Here is an 18,764-nt window from a genome sequence, read left to right as displayed (position 1 = left end):
CGTCGCAAAAACGGTTTCCTTTGACGTTCACGTAAAGTTGGCGGATTATAGACTACGAAAGGCATAATTCATGACCCAACCCTTTTCCGACATGTTCGGCACGATTATCGACAATACCCCCTATATGAAGGCGATCGGCGCTTCCTATGCCGGCGTTTCCGATGCCGGCGTCACTATGGACCTGCCGTGGCGCGAAGACCTCGTTGGCGATCCTGAAACCCGCGTGATCGCCTCGGGCGTGGTCACGGCCTTGCTCGATAACTGCTGCGGCATGGCGGTATGGGACAAGATCAACGAATTCAAACCGGTGGCCACGCTTGACCTGCGCATCGACTATATGCGCCCGGCCCTGCCCGATCATGTACTGAAGGTGACCGCCAAATGCTACAAACTGACGCGCAGCATCGGTTTCGTGCGCGCCTTCGCCTATGAGGTCAGCCCCGACGATCCCGTGGCGGCGGCGCAATGCGCCTTCATTATCCCCTCTCCTGCTCTTAAATCTCAGACCGGAGGCGTGAAATCCTGATGGAAAAGCTCAGCACCGACAACCTGTCCGCCCTGCAACCCCCGGCAAAATGCGATCCGGACGCCCTGCTGAAGGACATACCGTTCGCGGCCTTTCTCAGTGTGCGCCTGAATCTGGCTGGCGACAAATTGACCGCACACCTGCCCTTCGCGCCGCATCTGATCGGCAACCCCATGATCCCGGCCCTGCATGGCGGCGTCATCGGCGCCTTCATGGAAATCACCGCTATGGCGCAACTGGCCCTGCACGGCAATTTCGATCACATTCCCAAGCCGATCGATGTCAACGTCCAGTATCTGCGCTCCGGCAAATCGCTCGATACCTATGCCCGCGCCGTGGTGAAGCGGGTCGGGCGCACCATCGCCAGCGTCGAGGTTTCCGCCTGGCAGGAAAATCGCCAGAGTCCTATAGCGACCTTGCAGGCGCATTTCCTGACGGGATGAATCGGGCAGTAAATTCTCCTAAAAATAGCAATTTTCTATTGAACAATCTATAATTGTTGATACCCCTTAAAACTGACGCGGCGATAGGGCGGCGTCATTTTTACTGATTCTGAGGGGTCATACATCATGTCTACAGCGAAAAAGACAAACATTGCCATAGCCTTGGCTTCCCAACTTCATGTGGCGGAAGAAGCCATAGACACGGCGCTTGCCGAGGCCGCCAATCTGATCGAAACTTATGTCACCTCGCGCCGGGCGATCCACATGTCAACGATCATCGGCAATGACGTGCATCAAAATACCCTCAAGGCGATGATGGCGCTCAGCACGGCGCAGCAGCACATGACGGCGGCCCATGCGGATCTGACCCTGGTGCAGGCACAGGTCGGCCTTGGTAATGTCGCCATCCTGCCGGCCGACGACAAGCCGGCGCCAAAACCGCCAACCGGTCATCTGGTGGCGCCTGCCGAAGAAGAGATCATCGCCGCCGAATAGCCTCTTCCGGTCCAGGCGGGAATCGCGGCTTAAATCATCCATCCGTGACAGGCGTCACGCAGGACTGGTTATATGCTGCATTCTCCCCTGGCCATTTTCGGCGCGATTTTTCTGTCCTTCACCTGCCTGGCGGCTTTTGTCTTCGGTTCATGGCGGGAAAGGGCCGGCGCCGGCCTTTATCTGGCGGCTTACGTAATTGCCAATGCACTGAACGCAATGAGCCATTTGCAGAACCTGAGCCACACAATAACGGATATCCTATGCCTGATCGGATTTGTCACCTTGTGCTGGAAATCGCCGCATCCCTGGCCGTTATGGGCGGCTGGATGTCAACTCGCTTCCACCATGACCGGCATTTGCGGCCTGCTGAACGTCGAGGTCGCGCAATGGACCTATATGACGCTCCTTATCGTTTCGGCGTACGGTGTACTCTTGGCCCTGCTCGCCGGGACTTTAGCCGCCATAGGCAGGCGGAAAAAGGGTGCCGGAAACGAATAAAATCCATCAAATAGGTTGATTTTCCTATTATTAGATTTATTTTCCTTGAAATTCATTGTAATTCCTAGTTTCCAAGGCCTGTTTTGGCCTGATCCTGGACATGGCCTTTGTATGACCCTTTCGCACCGCCACATCTGGGCCGCTATAGACGCCCTGGCGAATCGGCTCGGCACCACGCCGTCCGGCCTGGCGCGCATGGCCGGCCTCGACCCGACGAGCTTCAACAAGTCCAAGCGGGCGTCACCTGAAACGCCTGCACGGCCACGCTGGCCGTCGACCGAAAGCCTGGCCAAGCTGCTGGAAGCGACCGGCATCAAGTTTTCCGAATTCGCCCTGCTGGCGGAGGGCCGTTCCGGTGGGCAGGGTATTCCGTTAATTGGCTTTGCCCAGGCCGGCAGCGAAGGCTTTTTTGACGATTCAGGCTTTCCGCTCGGTCAGGGTTGGGATGAGATTACCTTTCCGTCGGTCAATACAGGGCTGTATGCGCTGGAGATTTCCGGCGATTCGATGCTGCCGCTGTATCGGGATGGTGACCGTATCCTGGTCGATCCGCATAATCAGAACCTGCGCAAGGGCGACCGCGTTGTGGTCAAGACGATCGATGGCGAGGTGATGGCCAAGGAACTGGTGCGGTATTCGGCGCGACAGATAGAACTGCGTTCGTTGAATCCGGAGTTTCCGGACCGAACATTCGATCGGTTGCAGGTGGCGTGGATCGCGCGGATTGTGTGGGCCAGTCAGTAGCTGATAACTAATGGGGTTTGGGGCCTGAGGCCCCAAACCCCATTAGTTTACAGGCTATGACTTCCCCGCATGATCGCCATATTCCCAATCATAGGGCACGCCGGTATCGCCGAGGATAAATCGCACCAGATCAGCGAAGGCCGCTTCCGAGCGGACATCGTTCGACAGGATAAGCACACAGCGCTTGGATGCCTCAATACAAACCAGAGTATTCGCCGTCTGATCGTCGTGCCCGCCCTTGAAGAAGCCATGCCCTTGTGGCCCGTCAAAAACCACGACTCCCAAACCGGCGTACAGGTCCTTGCGCTGCTGATCGACCGGCAATTCATTGGCGAACGGCGGAAACTGCGTCTTTGTCCCGATATGCAATTGCGGCCTGACTATCTCCGCGCGTGACGCCGCGCTCAATCCATCCCCCCGCACCAGCGCCGCGGCGAATTTCGACAGATCATCAATAGTGGTATCCATCGAACCAGCCGCGCGCACCTTGCTACGTTCGTCGTGTTCAACCGCCTCGCCCTTGTCATTAAAGCCATCGGCGAGATTCGGACGGAAACCATCGCGCCATATCAGCGAGGTGCGCGTCATACCGAGTTCTTTGAAAATGTCATCCGTCAGATCGCCGACATCGACGCCCAACCCCTTTGCCTTGCTCCCCTGCTCGATAGCGAATTGCAACAGGATCAGCCCCTCGCCGGAATAGGCGTAGCGTGTGCCTGGATCATAATGGATGTGCAGTTTTTCATCCGGCTCCAGCCACCAGAAATTAGCGAAACCGGTTGAATGGGTCAGGGCCATGCGCGGCGTGATCAGTTTCCAGCGGGGATCACTGGCCAGATCCTTGTAGGGGCCGTACTTGTCCGGATAGATGGCATTGGTATCATACTCGACCAGCGGCTTGTCGAGATCGTCAGCGATGGGCGTATCAAGATTGATTTTACCCTGATCGACCAGTTTCACGGTGGCATAGGCGAAAACCGTCTTGGTCAGCGAGGCCCCATACATGACCGTGTCGGTCTGGAGCGGATCGCCGGCGGCATTGCGCACCCCATAGCTATGGACATAGGCCACCTTGCCGTCATCGATGACCGCGATAGCCAGTCCCTTGGCGCTGGTAGTCTTCATGGCCTCGTCCACCCTGGCCTCTATGGCCAAAGGCGCCGGGATCGGCCGGGGCGTTTGCGCGAAGGCAATCGTGGGTACACATAACAGAGCACTGAAAGCCAATGAACGCAGCATGACGACCTCCCGATTTTACGAGAGGTCATCATGGCCCGTGTGGTACGTCAATACGACTTAAGCGACCAGTTCGCCCTTGATGCCCTGTTCAAGCAAGGCAATCGTGCGTTCCAGCCCAAAGATGGCTACGAAGGAACCGAAGCGCGGCCCCTGGGATTGCCCCAGCAGAACTTCATACAAAGCCTGAAACCACGCCCGCAAAGGCTCGAATTCATGAATTTTTCCGACCTCAAACACGAGATTTTGCAGCACATCGGCATCGCGTGTATCGGCCGGCAGTTGCTTAAACTTCGCCACCAGATCGATCATCGCCGCCTTTTCCTTGTCGTCCGGCAGACGGAAGGTCTTCGACGGCTTCACGAAGTCCTCGAAATAGTTCAGCGCATAGCCGGCCAGACGATCGAGTACCGGCTCCGTCTCCGGCGTGGCGCCCGGCAGATAGGCGCGCAGGAAGCCCCACAGGGTTTCCTTGTCCGAGGCATTGGCGACGGAAACCAGATTGAGCATCAGGCCGAAGGTCACCGGCGGTGACTTAATCGCTGTATCGCCACGCAGCACGAACCACACCGGGTTCTCGATCTGCTTGGCCTCTTCCTGCTTCGGGAAGGCATCCAACTGCTGGAAGAACTCATCCGTCGCGCGCGGGATGACATCGAAATAGAGCTTCTTGGCTGATTTCGGAGACTGGAACATGTAATAGGCCAGCGATTCCGGCGCGCCGTAACGCAGCCAGTCCTCCATGGTCAGGCCATTACCCTTGGATTTAGATATCTTCTGGCCGGCCTCATCGAGGAAAAGCTCGTAGTTGAAGCCTTCCGGCGGCGTGCCGCCCAGCACCTTGCAAACCTGAGACGACACCTTAACAGAATCGATCAAGTCCTTGCCAGCCATCTCATAATCGACGCCGAGCGCAGCCCAGCGCATCGCCCAATCCGGCTTCCACTGCATCTTGACGTGACCGCCGGTCACCGGCACCTCAAAGCGTTCGCCGTTTTCCTCGAACACGATCGTGCCCGCCGCCACATTGCGTTCCAGGGTCGGCACTTGCAGCACGAAACCGGTCTTCGGCGAGATCGGCAGGAAGGGCGAATAGGTGGCGCGGCGGTCCGGCCCAAGCGTCGGCAGCATGACCTTCTGGATGTCGTCGAAGCGATCCAAAGCGGTCAACAGCGTCTGATCGAACATACCGCTCTTGTAGCAGTCGGTCGAGGAGAGGAATTCATAGGCAAAGCCGAAGCTGTCGAGAAATGCCTTCAGGCGCGCATTATTATGCTGGCCGAACGACGGGTGTTCACCGAACGGATCGCGCACCACGGTCAGCGGCTTATAGAGGTCTTCGCGCAGGATATCGGCATTGGGGATACCTTCCGGCACCTTGCGCAGGCCGTCCATATCATCCGAAAAGCACAGCAGGCGCGTTGGCCACGCACCGCCGGTCATGGCCTCGAAGGCCTGGCGCACCATGGTGGTGCGCGCCACTTCACCAAACGTGCCGATATGCGGCAAACCGGACGGGCCATAGCCGGTCTCGAAAATCACCGCGCGGCCCAGGCCTTCAAAAGCCTTCAGCGCTTCATCCGTCTTGCCGGCCTCAATCAGGGCGAGCGCCCGTTTCTGATCCTCATGCCCCGAAATGCGCGATTTGACCAGACGCGCAATCAGATTGCGGGCCTGTTCAAACGGCCATGCGCGGCCGGCGTAAGCGAGAGGGCTAAGAGACGACATGATAGGGATAAAGCCTTTCCTTTTAAGAGAGCTTGGCTTTACGTCCCACACGCCGCAAGGTCAATGTTAAAGGCGTTCGAGACTGATAGCCGTCTTGTCCGCCAGCCATATCTGGTCAAAAGCCGCCAGGCTGTCCCGGCTTGTGGCGACGTCACCAAGTTTGGCCTCGGCCTGCGCCCGCCCCCACAGGGCATAGGCATTGCCCGGCCGCATCTTCAGCGCCTGATCAAACGCCACTTTGGCACCGGCCGCATCTCCCGCCATCAGCAGGGTCCGCCCCAGGGCGGTTTCCGCCGGTTGATCCCACAGCGGCGGTTCGGAATAGTCGAACTCGCCCTCGCGCAGCGCCGCCGTGCGGAAATGACCCGCCGCCGCGGCATAGTTTTTGGCCGCCAGATCGACCCGACCGTGCGCCATTTCAACAATTCGCTGCACAAACCCTTGCCAGTCCTTCGATTTGATCGCCTGGCTTGCCTTGTCCACGGCGCTCAACTCCTTGCGCGCCGCATCGATAGCACCACTCCGCGCATAGGCCTCGGCACGAACGCCATGCCAGACCAGAGTGGCGAGTTTCAGCCGGCGATCCGGCGCCTTGATGGCCAATATTTGAGCCGGCATTTCAAATTGCGCCCGCGCCTGAAGCGCCAGGGCCAGGGTGCTTTCGCTCCACTCGGATTTCAGCGCCTTGTCGAGCGGCACCTGTTTTTCCAGTTCAGCGGCGATGCGCAGGGCCGTAGCGCCGTCACCAACCTGCTGCGCCGCCGACATGATGAAACGCGAATGATGGAAATAATAACCAAAGGCCACCGGGCTCTCACCGAGATCGCGCGCCATGCCCTCATCCGCCTTGATCGCCTGCTCATTGATGCGGATGGAATCGGCAAAGCGGCCGAGCGGATAATAGGTGTGGCTCGGCATGTGGATGAGATGCGGCGAATTCGACGCCAGCAGGCCCAGCCTGTCGGCATAGGGTTCGGCCCGGCGCGGATTGTCGGAATTTTCCGTCAGATGGATATAGAGGTGGATGGCTTCGGGCTGGTCCGGGCTACGCTTGAGCACGGTCTCGACCAGCGTCATCGCCTTGCCGCCCCACGGCAAAGCCACATGCCCGCCCTTTTCCCAATAATCCCAAGGCCTGACGGTCATGGCACCTTCCGCCGCCAGTACGGCGACAAAATCGTCGTCCGGCCAGCGCTGCGAGGCCGCTATCAAAGCATCAGCGTATTTCTCGGCATAGACATTGCCCTGATCCTTGGGCGGCTTTGGCGCGTAACGGATGGCCAGCGCCTTCAGCAGCGCACGGTCACGATCCGTCAAGCCAGGCCGGGTTAGAGCTGCCGCGACCAGGCCACGCGCCTCGGCGGAATCCTTGTCGTCCATGTCACCATTGTTGATATTGGGGCCAAGCGCCATAGCCATGCCCCAGGCGCACATGGCGCAGTCCGGATCAAGCGTGCGGGCGACTTTGAAGCTCTTGTAGGCGGTGTCGTATTCAAAGCCGTAAAGCAGAGAAATGCCCTGGTCGAAATAGCTCTGCACCTTGGGATTGCTCGATGACACGGCGTAATGGATCGTCGCCAACCCCTTGATCAGCGGCATCGGCTTATCGCTGGCGCTACTCTCAGGCTTGCCGCACATACTGCCAGCGAGGATGGCGGGATCAAGCGTGTTGGCTGTGGGGACAGTCTTGCACCCCAGGACACTCAGCACACAAAACAGCGCCGCCGATGTTGTCAGTCTGGCTTGAAATGTCATAGCGCTCCCCCCGTTGGGCCTGGCTATTGAGACCACGCGCAAGGATTCAAGTCAACGCCCGCCGCTTCTTCACCCTACGGCAAGTTTTTTGCTTGACGATCTTGACAAACATCCCTAATCTTTACGTTGACGTCAATGTAAAGCTTTGACATACTCAACCTGAAAATCAGAAAACACCCATGGAAACGCCACAAAAAGACACTTCTCACAGCAAGGATGGGCACCGCACCTATTCGATTCGCCAACTCTCCAAGGAGTTCGACGTCACCGCCCGCGCCCTGCGTTTTTACGAGGACAAGGGCCTGATCTCGCCGGAGCGCAAGGGCCAGACGCGCCTCTATTCACCGCGCGACCGTGCCCGCCTGCAACTGATCCTGCGCGGCAAGCGTCTCGGTTTTTCGCTGATCGAAATCCACGAAATTCTCGACCTCTACACCCCCAAGGACCACGGCGCCGCCCAGATGCGCGCCACGCTCCAGAAATATCGCAGCCAGATCGAAACCTTGAAACGCCAGCGCGAGGATATCGATGCAGCGATCAAGGACATGGCCGAGGGCTGCGTCTGGCTCGAACAGCAGATCCACGACGTAGAAGCCGAAACTTCAAATTAATCAATATCCAATTCCGCCATCCTAAACAGGGACAACAACAAAATGGCCTATGTAGCTCCCGTTCGAGACTATCAGTTTCTTTTTGAAAACGTCTTCAACACTGATCAGTACAGCAACCTGAAAGGCTTTGCTGACGCCGATACGGCGACGGTGGCGGCCATCCTCGAAGAAGCAGCGAAGTTCACCGAAGAGGTGATCCACCCGATCAATATCACCGGCGATAAGGAAGGCTGCGTCCTCAATGCCGACAAGACGGTGACGGCGCCGAAGGGCTACAAGGAAGCCTACAAGGCGTTGACCGAAGCTGGCTGGACGGCGCTTTCGGGTGATCCGCAATATGGCGGCCAGGGCCTGCCGCATTTCGTCAACACCGCCTTTTCCGAAATGCTCTCCGGCGCGTCGAGCGCGTTCGGCATGTATCCGGGCCTGACGGAAGGCGCCATTTCCGCCCTCACCGCCGGCGGCACGCAAGAACAAAAAGACCTTTACCTGCCAAAACTGATCAGCGGCGAATGGTCGGGCACCATGAATCTGACCGAACCGCACTGCGGCACTGATTTAGGCCTGCTGCGCACCAAGGCCATGCCGAATGGCGACGGCAGCTATAAGATCACCGGCCAGAAGATCTGGATCTCAGCCGGCGAACACGATTTCACGTCCAATATCTGCCATCTGGTGCTGGCGCGTCTCGAAGGCGCCCCGGCGGGCGTCAAGGGCATCTCGCTCTTCCTGGTGCCGAAGTTCCTGCCCGATGCCGACGGCAATCCCGGCGAACGCAATAAACTCGAATGCGCCGGGCTTGAGCACAAGATGGGCATCCACGGCAATTCGACCTGCGTGATGATGTATGACGAAGCCAAGGGCTTCCTGCTCGGTCAGGAAAACGAAGGCCTGAAGATCATGTTCTACATGATGAACAATGCCCGCTTCGGCGTTGGCTTGCAGGGCCTGGCGATCGGTCATGCCGCGCTGGTCGCCGCCAACCAGTTCGCCAGGGACCGCCTGCAAGGCCGTGCCCTCACCGGCCCGAAATCGCCGGAACTGCCGGCTGACAGCATCCTCGTCCACCCCGATGTTCGCCGGATGCTGCTGGAAAGCCGCGCCCTGATCGAAGGCGGCCGCGCCTTCCTGACCTGGGTAGCGTTGCAGGCCGATCTGGCGCATGTCGCCGAAGACGAAACAATGCGTGAAAAAGCAAGCGACTATATGAGCCTGCTCACCCCCGTCATTAAGGCTTACCTGACCGAGAAGGGCCTGAAAGTCACTCAGGACGCCATGCAGGTGCACGGCGGGTCGGGCTTTACCGAGCACTTCCCGGCCTCGCAATATATGCGCGATGTGCGGATCACCCTGATTTACGAAGGCACCAATGGCGTGCAGGCGCTCGATCTGGTTGGCCGCAAACTGCCTTCAAAAGGCGGCCGCGCCCTGCAAAGCTTCCTTGGCGAAATCGACGCCTATATCGCCGCCGAAGAAGCCAATTCGACCGTGCCCGCCTATATCAAGGCCCTGAAAGACACCAAGGCCAGGCTGCTCGACGGCACCATGTGGCTGATGCAGAACGGCATGGGCAATCCCGATGCCGCCGCCGCCGGTTCGATGGATTACCTGCACCTCTTCGGCCTGACCTGCACCGCCTATATGTGGGCGCGGATGGCCAAAGCGGCCCAGGCGCAGATCGCCGCCGGTTCCACCGATCCGTTCTTCGACACCAAGTTGAAGGTCGGCCGCGTCTTCCTGGAACGCATCATGCCCGACGCCGAAGCGCACCTGATCAAGATGAAGGCCGGTTCGGAAGGCCTGATGGCGCTGGCCGACGATCAGTTTTAAAGCGGTCTGCATTCTGAATGAGTCATTTAAAGGAATGCAGACCGCTCTACATTTTACGTTTTTTCGCATCTCGCGCTCAATTTGTAAGTCAAATTGAACGCTCGTTGCTTTAGGCGTAAAAATATACACGCGATAAGATAGGCGGCTTGCCCGTTAACCATAACCGGTTTACCCTAAATCCTTCGGGGGATTAGGGGCCGGGCATGAAAACCATTATAGCTGTAATCCTGCTGGCCTGTGTTACGACGGGCTTTGCAGTATGGGCGTGCGCGCCGGAAACGGTCGCCAGGCAATCCTGCGCTGTACTTTCCACCGCCTGCATCAATGCACCGGCGGAATTCACCCATGTGATCACGGACTATCATGGTGGCGCCTCAGACGGACAGCCCCCCTCTGAATATGTTTCGCTCTACAGGAACAGCGACGACCAGGAACCAGCGGTGCGATTCGAGGCCAAAATCGATTCCCTGACCAGGGCCGAGTTGCCGACGGACTTTACCTGTGCGCCACGCGGCAAGGATGAACGGCTGTGTCATCGTCCGGCGCCCGACAGCGCCATTGAAGAGACCGTCATCATGCGGCCACAGGGGCGCTTGGGGCTGCAAGCCTGTGACCCGTCCTATGATGTGCTCTATCTCACGCCACGCGCCGGACCGTCCGGCACGCGGCTTGAAGATTATGCCGATCTGCGCCAGCAGCCGTCGCCACCGAGATATACCCGGTGGCAAGCCGCACTGGATCGCAGGAAGTGTGGTTAGATATTTTCCAGCACGTATTCGGCGCTGGACACCTTGAATTCGCCACCGGCCTCGACGAACAGCTTGTCGATCTTGCCGTCCCTGATTACGGCGGCGTAGCGTTGCGAACGCGGCCCCATGCCGAAACCGGTAGCATCGAGCGTCAGGCCCATCGCCTTGGCGAAATCGCCGTTGCCGTCAGCCAGCAGAACCACTTCGTCGCTGATGCCCTGATCCTTCGCCCAGGCTTTCATGACGAAATAATCATTGACCGAGGTGCAGGCGGCGACATCGACGCCCTTAGCGGCAAAATCGGCGGCGTGATCCTTGAATCCCGGCAGGTGACGCGCCGAGCAGGTCGGGGTGAAGGCGCCCGGAACGGCGAACAGGACCACCGTCTTGCCGGCGAAAAATTCTTTGGAAGAAACGGGTTTCGGCCCGGCTTCATCAACCACGGTCAGGGTCAGTTCGGGAATGGCGTCGCCGGCTTGCAGGGTCATGATAGGTCTTTCTGTATGGATCGCGGCGAAGTCGTAAGGAAGTCGCCATCAAAATGCGATACGGATGGCTATCCCCATTTGTGGCGTTTTGCAATCAAGACAGGTGTGCCCATATAGCGTAATATTCACGCTTTCCGTTCGCGCTTTTCCAAAGGCATTGACGCCATGATCAGTTCTTCCGACGCCCGCCCCGAAGATGGCCCCCTGCCCGATCACATGTCCTATCAGGGACAATTGCTGATCGCCATGCCGGTGCTGAACGACCAGCCGTTCAATCACAGTGTCATCTATGTCTGCCAGCACGATGAAGACCACGCGATGGGCCTGATCCTAAACCAGCCGATCACGGGTCTGAATTTCAGCAAGATGATGAAGGAACTGGGCATCGAGAGCGACAATCCGCGTTTCGCTCAAAGACTGGCCATGCAGAAGATCTATCGCGGCGGGCCGGTGCAGAATGATCGTGGCTTCGTGCTGCACAGCCTCGATTACCAGATCGACGATATCACGCTCGATCTCGGCGGCCCGTTCATCAGCCGTCCCGATGGCGAGGAACAGGGTGTTGGCCTGACCGCCTCGCGCGACATTTTGGTGGATCTATCGGCGGGATCTGGTCCGGCCCGCAGCCTGATCGCCCTCGGCTATGCCGGCTGGGGACCGGGCCAATTGGAAAGCGAACTGAGCCAGAACGCCTGGCTGATTGTCCCCGCCAGCCAGGAACTGATCTTTGGCGGCGATCCGGAACATCTGTGGAGCCGCGCGTTAGCCAGCATGGGGATTGAACCGGGACATCTGTCCGGCACGGCAGGTACGGCTTAAGCCGGCTTCACTTCATATCCCAGCGATGCCGCCAGGAATGCCTCGGCCTCGCTCGGTTTCAGCGCCTTGGCGAATCCGTAGCCCTGCCCCAGATGGCACCCCAATGCGTTGAGCTGTTCGGCCAGCACAATATCCTCGACGCCTTCGGCCACGACATCCAGTCCGAAATCACGCCCCAGGGTCAGGATGGCGCGGACGATCTTTTCCGATGCTTCATCTGTCTGGAGCGTGCTGATAAATGAGCGGTCGATCTTCAGGGTATCGAAAGGCAGCTTGGCGAGATATGACAACGACGAAAATCCGGTGCCGAAATCATCGAGCGCGATACCGGCGCCGGCGTCACGCAGGGCTTCCAGCACCCGCGCCGTAGCGTCCGGGTCGCGCATGACGTCGCTTTCCGTCACCTCCAGTTTGAGGCATTTAGGCGGCAATCCGGCCTCATGAATCAGCCGCGACACATCCTCGACCAGATGCAGGCGCTCGATTTCCGGCGCCGACAGGTTGACGCTGACGAAGAAACCAGCCGGCAGATTGTAGGCCGCACGCCATTTCGACAGGCACTTGACGGTCGAATTCAGGATGATGGCGCCCAGGTCGGTCATCATGCCGAGGTCGCGCGTCGCCGTCAGGAAATGATCGGGCGGAATGACGCCGCGCTTCGGATGCACCCAACGCGCCAACGCCTCGAAGCCGGCGATCACGCCTGTTTTCAGATCGACGATCGGCTGATACCAGGCGTGAATTTCCCCGCTGATGAAGGCCTTGCGCAGTTCGGCTTCCAGCGCCAGGCGAGTCAGGCCATCGCTTTCGAGGTCGCGTTTGTAGGCCGCCACGCCGCCCGCCCCCTTGGACTTGGCGGCCTCGACCGCCATTTCGGCCCGGCGCAACAATTCGGCGCTTTCAAGCGCCGCGTCGCCGCCTTCTACCGAGACCGCGCCCATCGAAAAGGTCGGGTGAATATCGAAACCGGCGATGACGATGGTGCGTTCCATCGCATTGCGCATCCGTTCGGAAACCCGCGGAAACCCGCGCAGGGTCAGGACGGCGAATTCGTCCTCGCCCAGTCGGGCCAGCACCGAAGCCTCACCAAAAGCCTCACGCAGGCGATGCGCCAGGATACCCAGAACCAGGTCGGCGCGCTCATGGCCCAATGCTTCATTCAGACGGCGGAAGCGGTTGAGATCACCGACCACCAGATCGTAATCACCTTCGCGCGCCAGCAGGATGCCGCTGGCGCTCAGAAAGCCCTGGCGATTGTACAGGCCGGTCAGGGCATCGATATGAACGTCCTGCAAATTCAGCCCGGCATCATCTGCCCTGCGGGGCTGACGCATGTCCCGGCTCATCTCGGTCACCGTGCCGAGCACCAGATTTCGCGCCACTTTGCGGCCCTTGAAATACAACAGGCGCTGATCCTTGAGGCGCATCAGGCACTGCACATGATCTTCGCCCGGCAAACCGGCGGCCGTATGGACTTCCAGTGTCCGCAGAACCGTATCCAGCCGGCCGGTTTCGCCCTTGTCGAACAGCCGCGCCAATTCATTCAGGCTTAATTGACCGTGCAGCAGCGGCAAACCGAGCGCGGCCGCATCGCCTTTGAATTCAAAACGGCCATGCGACAGATCATAGGCCCAAAGCAGGCTGTCGGCGCTCCGCAAGGCGTCCCATGTCATCTGCGGATTATCGAACAGCGCGCGTATCCCGCCCTCATCCTTCATGTCGAAAAAATTGTTATCAGACATAACCCACCGGCGCGCGCCAAACCATAAAGGTATCGATTAACCTTAACAGGTTTACGTTCCGATAAGATGAGGTGACTTACCTTCAAATTCAGGCGGCCAGAAGGCCCGCCGCATCGCCCATCGATTTAGGCCCCAGAAGCGCACTGGCGCAGGCCTTTTGCACCGCCACTGCCGAGCCGACGCGCACCAGGTCTTCACGGCTGACGGCCTCGATATCGGCGGCCACCTCATCAAGCGTGAACACCTTGCCAAAGGTCGATAACTGGCTGGCGAAGGTGCCGCAGCGCGAGGCCGCACCCTCGTGATTAAGGAACAACGAGGTCATGAACTGCGCCTTGGCGCGTTCCAGTTCCGCCTCTAATGGACTGGAGGAAAGCTCACCCAGAACCTTTTGAATTAGCTCGATAAGCGGTTCCACATCCTTGGCCGCACAACCGGCATAGACACCGAAAATGCCGCCATCACGATACGGCGTGGTGAAGGCGTCGATGCTGTAGGCCAGCCCCCTCGCCTCACGGGCTTCCTGGAACAGGCGCGAGGCCATGCCGCCGCCGAGGATTTCGCTAAACAGGCGCAGCGGAATGATATCATGGCTCAGCCGGCTGACCGCGTTGAAACCGATCGTCAGGTTGGCCTGTTCGATCTTGCGTTTCTGGACATGGCGTTCCGTGGTGAAGCGCATCTGCACCGGCTTGCCGAAACCAGCATGAGGCGCGACATTTTCCACGCGCGGTTTCAATGCGGCATAGACCTCTTCCGGCACGACGCCACCCGACACACAGATAACAATCTGGTGCGGCGCGTACAGGGTCTCGGCGAAAGCGCGCAAGGCGTCCGGCGTCACGGGTTTCAGGCTTTGCTTCGTGCCCAGGATCGGTCGTCCCAGCGGTTGCCCGGCGAACATGGCCGATTGCAGCAGGTCGAACACATGGTCGTCCGGCGTATCATAGGCTTCGAGGATTTCCTGCTCAACCACCTTCTTTTCACGCCCAAGTTCCTCAGCATCTATCGCCGGGCGGAACATCAGGTCGGTGACGATTTCCAGCGCCAGCGGCATCAGGCTGTTGAGACCACGCACCTCAAAACGGGTATGCTCATAGCCGGTGGAGGCATTGATCGAGCCACCCTTGTGTTCGATGGCTTCGGCCAGATCGCGGGCATTGCGGCCGCCAGCGCCCTTGAAGACCATATGCTCCAGCAGATGCGCCCAGCCCGACTGCGCCTCGGTCTCGAACCGCGCGCCACCGTAGATCAGGGCGCTGAGGGCAAAAGTCTTTAGCCCTGGCATCGGATCGACCAGCAAGCGCAGGCCGTTATCGAAGGTGTAGAGCTTTTGACTGGCAAGGATGGTCATGAAACGGATTTGGCCTTTCGGTATCTCTGGTAAACCACACTGCCGAAAACACCGAGCAGCGCCCAGCCCAGACCGAACCAGGTCAGAGCGTATTCAAAATGACGATTAGACAGAGTTGCGGTCAGCGGCCCCTGCGACAAGCCTGGTATATCGGCGTGACTGGCCTTAAGGTCAAGGACCAGGAAATAATCAGAGCGCAGTTGGGCGTTCAGGCGCGGTCCCATTTCGCTGGCCGAACGCCAGTACCAGTCATTTTCGGCGATGCGGTTGACGAGTGTAAAAGGGCCGGATTTTTCAAACGGCCTCAATCGCCCGACAGGCATAATCGTCGCCGGCATGGCCGCCAGTTTGTCTTTTGCAAACCCCAGATCGACCAGTATGGCCTTATTCCCCACAGGACAAGCCGTCAGAACGCGATAGCCCGGCACCCCATCGACTTCCGTGTGCATATTGATCACGCGGCTTGCATCGATCTTGCAGACCGGCAGCGCAACAGACCGCCAGTCGGGCTTCGCCTGCGCCAGAAGCTTTTCCGCCGGCAGGGGCGCGGCCGCTTCGGCGCGCGCCATATCGGCAATCAGACCTTCTTTCCATTTCAGGCGCTCAAGCTGCCAGATCCCCAAGCCATTGAGGATCACAAAGGCGATGCCGGCGGCCATCGCTAATCCGGGCGGCACAGCTTTAAAATATTCGCGCAGGGTCATGGCGTTCCGCTGAAAAAGTGAGGGCGCCGGCTTCATAGCCGACGCCCCGAAAGCAAGTCAAAAAATCGGATGGCCGTGCGTCAATGCGGACCGCCGAAGATGACATAGATGAAGGCGAACAGGAACAGCCACACCACGTCAACGAAGTGCCAGTACCAGGCGGCGGCTTCAAAGCCGAAGTGCTTCTGCGGCGTGAAATCGCCCTTGATCGCACGGATCAGGCAGACGATCAGGAAGATGGTGCCGATCAGGACGTGGAAACCGTGGAAGCCGGTGGCCATGAAGAAGGCCGAACCGTAAAGGTTGGCGGCGCCGGTGGCGTCTGCCGCGTCCTTGAACAGGAAGAAGTGGAAGTTATGCTCGTGCAGGACTTCCATATATTCGAAAGCCTGAACACAGGTGAACAGCGCGCCGAGAATGACGGTCAGCAACAGGCCCTGGATAGCGCCCTTGCGGTCATTTTTCTGAAGGGCGTGGTGCGCCCATGTGACCGTGGTGCCCGATGTCAGCAGCAGCAGCGTATTGACCAGCGGCAGGTGCCAGGGGTCGAGCGTCTCGACGCCTTGCGGCGGCCAGGTCGACCAGGCGGTGCGGACTTCCTCGATCGCCGACATGTCGCCCGCGCGTTGGCCGTGGAACAGGGCCATTTCGAAGAATACCCAGAACCAGGCGACGAAGAACATGACTTCGGAAGCGATGAACATGATCATGCCGTAGCGCAGGCCAAGCTGCACGACCGGCGTATGATCGCCCGCCTTCGACTCCCGGATGACGTCACGCCACCAGAAGACCATAGTGAGCATGATCAGCGCCAGGCCGGTCAGCATGAGCCACCATTCGCCTTTGGCAATGCCAAACAAGCCGCGCATCCCGACAACCATGCCGAACGCCCAGACAACCGCCGACGCCGATCCCATCAGGGGCCACGGACTCGGATTGATGATGTGATAATCGTGTTTTACGCCGGGATGGGCCATTTCGTTCAACTCACCTTTTTGTACCGCATCTCGTAGCGCGGCTGATATTATCTGTCAGGCATAACCTAGAGTTTCGTTTATGCCAATTCCTCTTTAAACACAATGTAAAGACCGCGCTCAGGACGCGGTTTTCGTCGCCTCTTGCGGTTGTTTCGACTCAAAAAACGTATAGGAGAGCGTTACATCCGGTACATTATTGGTGTCGCCGTTCTCCATCAGCTTCGGATCGAGAAAATAGACGACCGGGAAACGCTGCGACTCACCCGGCTGGAGCGTTACATCATTGAAGCAGAAGCACTGCGTTTTCATGAAATAAGCGCCCATCGTATCGGGCAGGACATTGTAGGTGGCGCGGGCCGTCACCGGGTGGTCGGCGTTGTTCTTCACATCGAACCACACCATCGCCGACTTGCCGACGCGGGTATCCACATAAGCCTTTTCCGACTTGAAACTCCACGGCACGCCATTGGTATTGGTGTCGAAACGGACACGGACGATCTTTTTGCCCGGTGTCTGGATAGCGGCCAGGGTCGCGCTCGCCTTGCGCGCCGTGCCAGCGAAGCCGGTGGCGTTGCAGAAGGCGCGATAGAGCGGCACGGACGCCGCCGTCAGCCCGCCCATGACGACGAGCGCGCCCAGCAAGGTTAAAACCACACGACTGTTCTTGCTGAGTTTCACGCCTAACGGCTCACTGGGTTTGCTGCAGAGGCGGACTGGGAAGCCCGCGCTTCCGCCGCTCTCATCGCATCGGCCTTGATCCCCTGCGACATGCGTATCATCGCAATGAAGAAGACCAGAATGACGAAGGCGCCGAGCGCCAGGCCGATGAACAGGTTGCGTTTTTTCTGCGCCTTGACGTAAGCGGCCTTGCCTTCCGCTAACGTGCTTTCAGGCAATTTTTCAGGCGATGTGTTTTCAGGGCCGGCGGTCATGACATCAATCCCGTAATGACGTGTTCGACCAGGAGCGTGGCGAACAGCGCCGTCAGATAAAGAATGGAAAAGGCAAAGAGGTTACGCGCGGCCAGAGATTCCTTCTTAACATCATAGAGGCTTTCCTCACCACCTTCGGGGTGGTCGCCGGCACGCGACAAAAAGACGCGCACCGCCAGATAGATGAAAAAGGCGCCGCCAAGCACGGAAACAGCGGCATAAACCAAGCCGCCCATTTTGAAGGCGATCGGCAAACAGGCGACCGGCGCCATCACCAGTGAATAGAGCAGGATCTGAAGACGCGTCGATTTGGCGCCCCTGGCGACCGGCATCATCGGGATACCGGCATTGGCGTAGTCTTCGGTGGTATAGAGCGCCAGCGCCCAGCTATGCGGCGGCGTCCACAGGAAGATGATGGCGAACAATATCCAGGCCTCGACCGGCGCATGACCAGTGGCTGCCGCCCAGCCGATGACGGGCGGAAAGGCCCCGGCCGCGCCGCCGATAACAATATTCTGCGGCGTCCGGCGCTTGAGGATCAGGGTGTAGAAGACAACATAATAGACAATGGTCAGGGCCAGCAGGCCAGCGGCCAGGCCATCCGGAAAAGCCAGCCACATCAGGGCCACTGACAGGAAGGCCAGCACGCCGCCAAAGGCATAGGCGTCATTTTTGGTGATCCGACCGGCAGCGACAGGGCGCATCCGGGTGCGGCGCATCAGGGCGTCGGTATCGCCTTCGATGGCCATGTTGAGCGCGCCGGCGGCCCCTGCCCCGATGGCGATGCAGAAAACCGCGACCGCCGCCAACAAGGGGTTCATGTGGCCATTGGCGATGATCAAACCTGTGAAACCGGTGAAAACGACCAACGACATGACGCGTGGCTTGAGCAGGTCGAAATAGTCACGCGGCGATCCGCGCATGGCTTTCGACGCATAGGCCGCGCGCAGGTTCGCCTCGACGTCCTCACGGGTCAAAGCCGGTTGCGATTTTTTCGCCTTGGTTTTCGGTTCGGAACTCAAACTGACCTCTAAGAACAAAGGGGGTGAAGACCTCTCGGACCTCACCCCCCGATTTTTTAGCAACTAGACCTGGCCCGCTGTGGTGTGGCGAAAATGGCTGGCTTTCGAGAA

20 protein-coding genes are annotated in these 18,764 nt (G+C 58.9%); 9 read left to right on the top strand and 11 right to left on the bottom strand.

All coding sequences use genetic code 11. The features are described 5' to 3' along the window. Window positions 1–70 precede the first annotated feature (70 nt). The 5 genes from VL130_RS13060 (at window position 71) to VL130_RS13040 (ending at window position 2,706) form a co-directional block, all read left to right on the top strand. Window positions 71–526, top strand: coding sequence for a PaaI family thioesterase (locus VL130_RS13060; protein WP_325363357.1), 456 nt, complete (start codon window positions 71–73; stop codon window positions 524–526). Next, complete coding sequence (locus VL130_RS13055; protein WP_325363356.1) at window positions 526–969, top strand: PaaI family thioesterase; 444 nt, start codon at window positions 526–528, stop codon at window positions 967–969. Before VL130_RS13060 ends, VL130_RS13055 begins: the two co-directional genes overlap by 1 nt. A 126-nt stretch (window positions 970–1,095) precedes the next feature. Further along, window positions 1,096–1,464 (top strand): hypothetical protein, encoded by a 369-nt coding sequence (locus VL130_RS13050; RefSeq protein ID WP_325363355.1) that lies wholly within the window; start codon window positions 1,096–1,098, stop codon window positions 1,462–1,464. Window positions 1,465–1,536: 72 nt separating this feature from the next. Beyond that, the gene (locus tag VL130_RS13045; protein WP_325363354.1) at window positions 1,537–1,962 is read left to right on the top strand and encodes a hypothetical protein; all 426 of its coding nucleotides are present in this window, start codon (window positions 1,537–1,539) and stop codon (window positions 1,960–1,962) included. 111 nt (window positions 1,963–2,073) lie between these two features. Further along, a complete protein-coding gene (locus VL130_RS13040; protein ID WP_325363353.1) occupies window positions 2,074–2,706 on the top strand; it encodes a helix-turn-helix transcriptional regulator in 633 nt (210 codons plus the stop codon). Between the two features lie 54 nt (window positions 2,707–2,760). Here the strand turns inward: VL130_RS13040 and VL130_RS13035 are convergent, their stop codons facing one another. The 3 genes from VL130_RS13035 to VL130_RS13025 form a co-directional block, all read right to left on the bottom strand. Then, entirely contained in the window at window positions 2,761–3,945 is a 1,185-nt protein-coding gene (locus tag VL130_RS13035) for a serine hydrolase domain-containing protein (RefSeq protein WP_325363352.1), read from the bottom strand. A 57-nt stretch (window positions 3,946–4,002) separates the two neighbouring features. Next, the gene (locus VL130_RS13030; RefSeq protein ID WP_325363422.1) at window positions 4,003–5,673 is read right to left on the bottom strand and encodes a lysine--tRNA ligase; all 1,671 of its coding nucleotides are present in this window, start codon (window positions 5,671–5,673) and stop codon (window positions 4,003–4,005) included. A gap of 63 nt (window positions 5,674–5,736) precedes the next feature. Then, window positions 5,737–7,425: a hypothetical protein gene (locus tag VL130_RS13025; protein ID WP_325363351.1), complete on the bottom strand. Its 1,689-nt coding sequence runs from the start codon at window positions 7,423–7,425 to the stop codon at window positions 5,737–5,739. 179 nt (window positions 7,426–7,604) lie between these two features. Between VL130_RS13025 and VL130_RS13020 the strand changes: the two genes are divergently transcribed. From VL130_RS13020 to VL130_RS13010, 3 genes are all read left to right on the top strand, one after another. Next, window positions 7,605–8,036: a MerR family DNA-binding transcriptional regulator gene (locus tag VL130_RS13020; RefSeq protein WP_325363350.1), complete on the top strand. Its 432-nt coding sequence runs from the start codon at window positions 7,605–7,607 to the stop codon at window positions 8,034–8,036. A gap of 42 nt (window positions 8,037–8,078) precedes the next feature. Then, window positions 8,079–9,866, top strand: coding sequence for an acyl-CoA dehydrogenase C-terminal domain-containing protein (locus VL130_RS13015; protein ID WP_325363349.1), 1,788 nt, complete (start codon window positions 8,079–8,081; stop codon window positions 9,864–9,866). Between the two features lie 203 nt (window positions 9,867–10,069). Continuing rightward, window positions 10,070–10,624, top strand: coding sequence for a hypothetical protein (locus tag VL130_RS13010; protein WP_325363348.1), 555 nt, complete (start codon window positions 10,070–10,072; stop codon window positions 10,622–10,624). Here VL130_RS13010 and VL130_RS13005 read toward each other — a convergent pair. Next, complete coding sequence (locus VL130_RS13005) at window positions 10,621–11,103, bottom strand: peroxiredoxin (protein ID WP_325363347.1); 483 nt, start codon at window positions 11,101–11,103, stop codon at window positions 10,621–10,623. The genes VL130_RS13010 and VL130_RS13005 overlap by 4 nt on opposite strands. 216 nt (window positions 11,104–11,319) lie before the next feature. Here VL130_RS13005 and VL130_RS13000 point away from each other — a divergent pair, with 216 nt between their 5' ends. Then, complete coding sequence (locus tag VL130_RS13000; protein WP_325363421.1) at window positions 11,320–11,922, top strand: YqgE/AlgH family protein; 603 nt, start codon at window positions 11,320–11,322, stop codon at window positions 11,920–11,922. Here VL130_RS13000 and VL130_RS12995 read toward each other — a convergent pair. The 7 genes from VL130_RS12995 to cyoE form a co-directional block, all read right to left on the bottom strand. Beyond that, on the bottom strand, window positions 11,919–13,664 hold the full coding sequence (locus VL130_RS12995; protein ID WP_325363346.1) for a putative bifunctional diguanylate cyclase/phosphodiesterase: 1,746 nt from the start codon (window positions 13,662–13,664) through the stop codon (window positions 11,919–11,921). The two genes, VL130_RS13000 and VL130_RS12995, sit on opposite strands and share 4 nt — an antisense overlap. An 88-nt stretch (window positions 13,665–13,752) precedes the next feature. Continuing rightward, the gene (locus tag VL130_RS12990) at window positions 13,753–15,018 is read right to left on the bottom strand and encodes a pitrilysin family protein (protein WP_325363345.1); all 1,266 of its coding nucleotides are present in this window, start codon (window positions 15,016–15,018) and stop codon (window positions 13,753–13,755) included. Further along, window positions 15,015–15,722 carry an SURF1 family protein gene (locus VL130_RS12985; protein ID WP_325363344.1) on the bottom strand — a complete coding sequence of 236 codons (708 nt, stop codon included), beginning with the start codon at window positions 15,720–15,722 and terminating at the stop codon, window positions 15,015–15,017. Before VL130_RS12985 ends, VL130_RS12990 begins: the two co-directional genes overlap by 4 nt. Before the next feature lie 80 nt (window positions 15,723–15,802). Then, window positions 15,803–16,699 (bottom strand): cytochrome c oxidase subunit 3, encoded by an 897-nt coding sequence (locus VL130_RS12980; RefSeq protein WP_325363343.1) that lies wholly within the window; start codon window positions 16,697–16,699, stop codon window positions 15,803–15,805. A 117-nt stretch (window positions 16,700–16,816) separates the two neighbouring features. Then, entirely contained in the window at window positions 16,817–17,377 is a 561-nt protein-coding gene (locus VL130_RS12975; protein ID WP_325363342.1) for a cytochrome c oxidase assembly protein, read from the bottom strand. A gap of 2 nt (window positions 17,378–17,379) precedes the next feature. Then, window positions 17,380–17,631, bottom strand: coding sequence for a hypothetical protein (locus VL130_RS12970; RefSeq protein ID WP_325363341.1), 252 nt, complete (start codon window positions 17,629–17,631; stop codon window positions 17,380–17,382). After that, window positions 17,628–18,554: a heme o synthase gene (gene cyoE, locus VL130_RS12965; RefSeq protein WP_325363420.1), complete on the bottom strand. Its 927-nt coding sequence runs from the start codon at window positions 18,552–18,554 to the stop codon at window positions 17,628–17,630. The genes VL130_RS12970 and cyoE overlap by 4 nt, the downstream gene beginning before the upstream one ends. Between the last annotated feature and the right edge of the window lie 210 nt (window positions 18,555–18,764).

Source organism: Asticcacaulis sp. (genome assembly GCF_035497195.1).
In the GTDB taxonomy this organism is placed as follows: Bacteria; Pseudomonadota; Alphaproteobacteria; order Caulobacterales; family Caulobacteraceae; genus Asticcacaulis.
Note: the sequence above shows the minus strand (reverse complement) of the source record. Positions and strands in the feature narration are given on the sequence as shown.

Bases quoted from the DNA above. Each gene is read 5' to 3' on its own strand.
- VL130_RS13060 (WP_325363357.1), top strand. From the start codon at position 71: ATGACCCAACCCTTTTCCGACATGTTCGGCACGATTATCGACAATACC.
- VL130_RS13055 (WP_325363356.1), top strand. From the start codon at position 526: ATGGAAAAGCTCAGCACCGACAACCTGTCCGCCCTGCAACCCCCGGCA.
- VL130_RS13050 (WP_325363355.1), top strand. From the start codon at position 1,096: ATGTCTACAGCGAAAAAGACAAACATTGCCATAGCCTTGGCTTCCCAA.
- VL130_RS13045 (WP_325363354.1), top strand. From the start codon at position 1,537: ATGCTGCATTCTCCCCTGGCCATTTTCGGCGCGATTTTTCTGTCCTTC.
- VL130_RS13040 (WP_325363353.1), top strand. From the start codon at position 2,074: ATGACCCTTTCGCACCGCCACATCTGGGCCGCTATAGACGCCCTGGCG.
- VL130_RS13035 (WP_325363352.1), bottom strand. From the start codon at position 3,945: ATGCTGCGTTCATTGGCTTTCAGTGCTCTGTTATGTGTACCCACGATT.
- VL130_RS13025 (WP_325363351.1), bottom strand. From the start codon at position 7,425: ATGACATTTCAAGCCAGACTGACAACATCGGCGGCGCTGTTTTGTGTG.
- VL130_RS13020 (WP_325363350.1), top strand. From the start codon at position 7,605: ATGGAAACGCCACAAAAAGACACTTCTCACAGCAAGGATGGGCACCGC.
- VL130_RS13015 (WP_325363349.1), top strand. From the start codon at position 8,079: ATGGCCTATGTAGCTCCCGTTCGAGACTATCAGTTTCTTTTTGAAAAC.
- VL130_RS13010 (WP_325363348.1), top strand. From the start codon at position 10,070: ATGAAAACCATTATAGCTGTAATCCTGCTGGCCTGTGTTACGACGGGC.
- VL130_RS13005 (WP_325363347.1), bottom strand. From the start codon at position 11,103: ATGACCCTGCAAGCCGGCGACGCCATTCCCGAACTGACCCTGACCGTG.
- VL130_RS13000 (WP_325363421.1), top strand. From the start codon at position 11,320: ATGTCCTATCAGGGACAATTGCTGATCGCCATGCCGGTGCTGAACGAC.
- VL130_RS12995 (WP_325363346.1), bottom strand. From the start codon at position 13,664: ATGTCTGATAACAATTTTTTCGACATGAAGGATGAGGGCGGGATACGC.
- VL130_RS12990 (WP_325363345.1), bottom strand. From the start codon at position 15,018: ATGACCATCCTTGCCAGTCAAAAGCTCTACACCTTCGATAACGGCCTG.
- VL130_RS12985 (WP_325363344.1), bottom strand. From the start codon at position 15,722: ATGACCCTGCGCGAATATTTTAAAGCTGTGCCGCCCGGATTAGCGATG.
- VL130_RS12980 (WP_325363343.1), bottom strand. From the start codon at position 16,699: ATGGCCCATCCCGGCGTAAAACACGATTATCACATCATCAATCCGAGT.
- VL130_RS12970 (WP_325363341.1), bottom strand. From the start codon at position 17,631: ATGACCGCCGGCCCTGAAAACACATCGCCTGAAAAATTGCCTGAAAGC.
- cyoE (WP_325363420.1), bottom strand. From the start codon at position 18,554: ATGCGCGGATCGCCGCGTGACTATTTCGACCTGCTCAAGCCACGCGTC.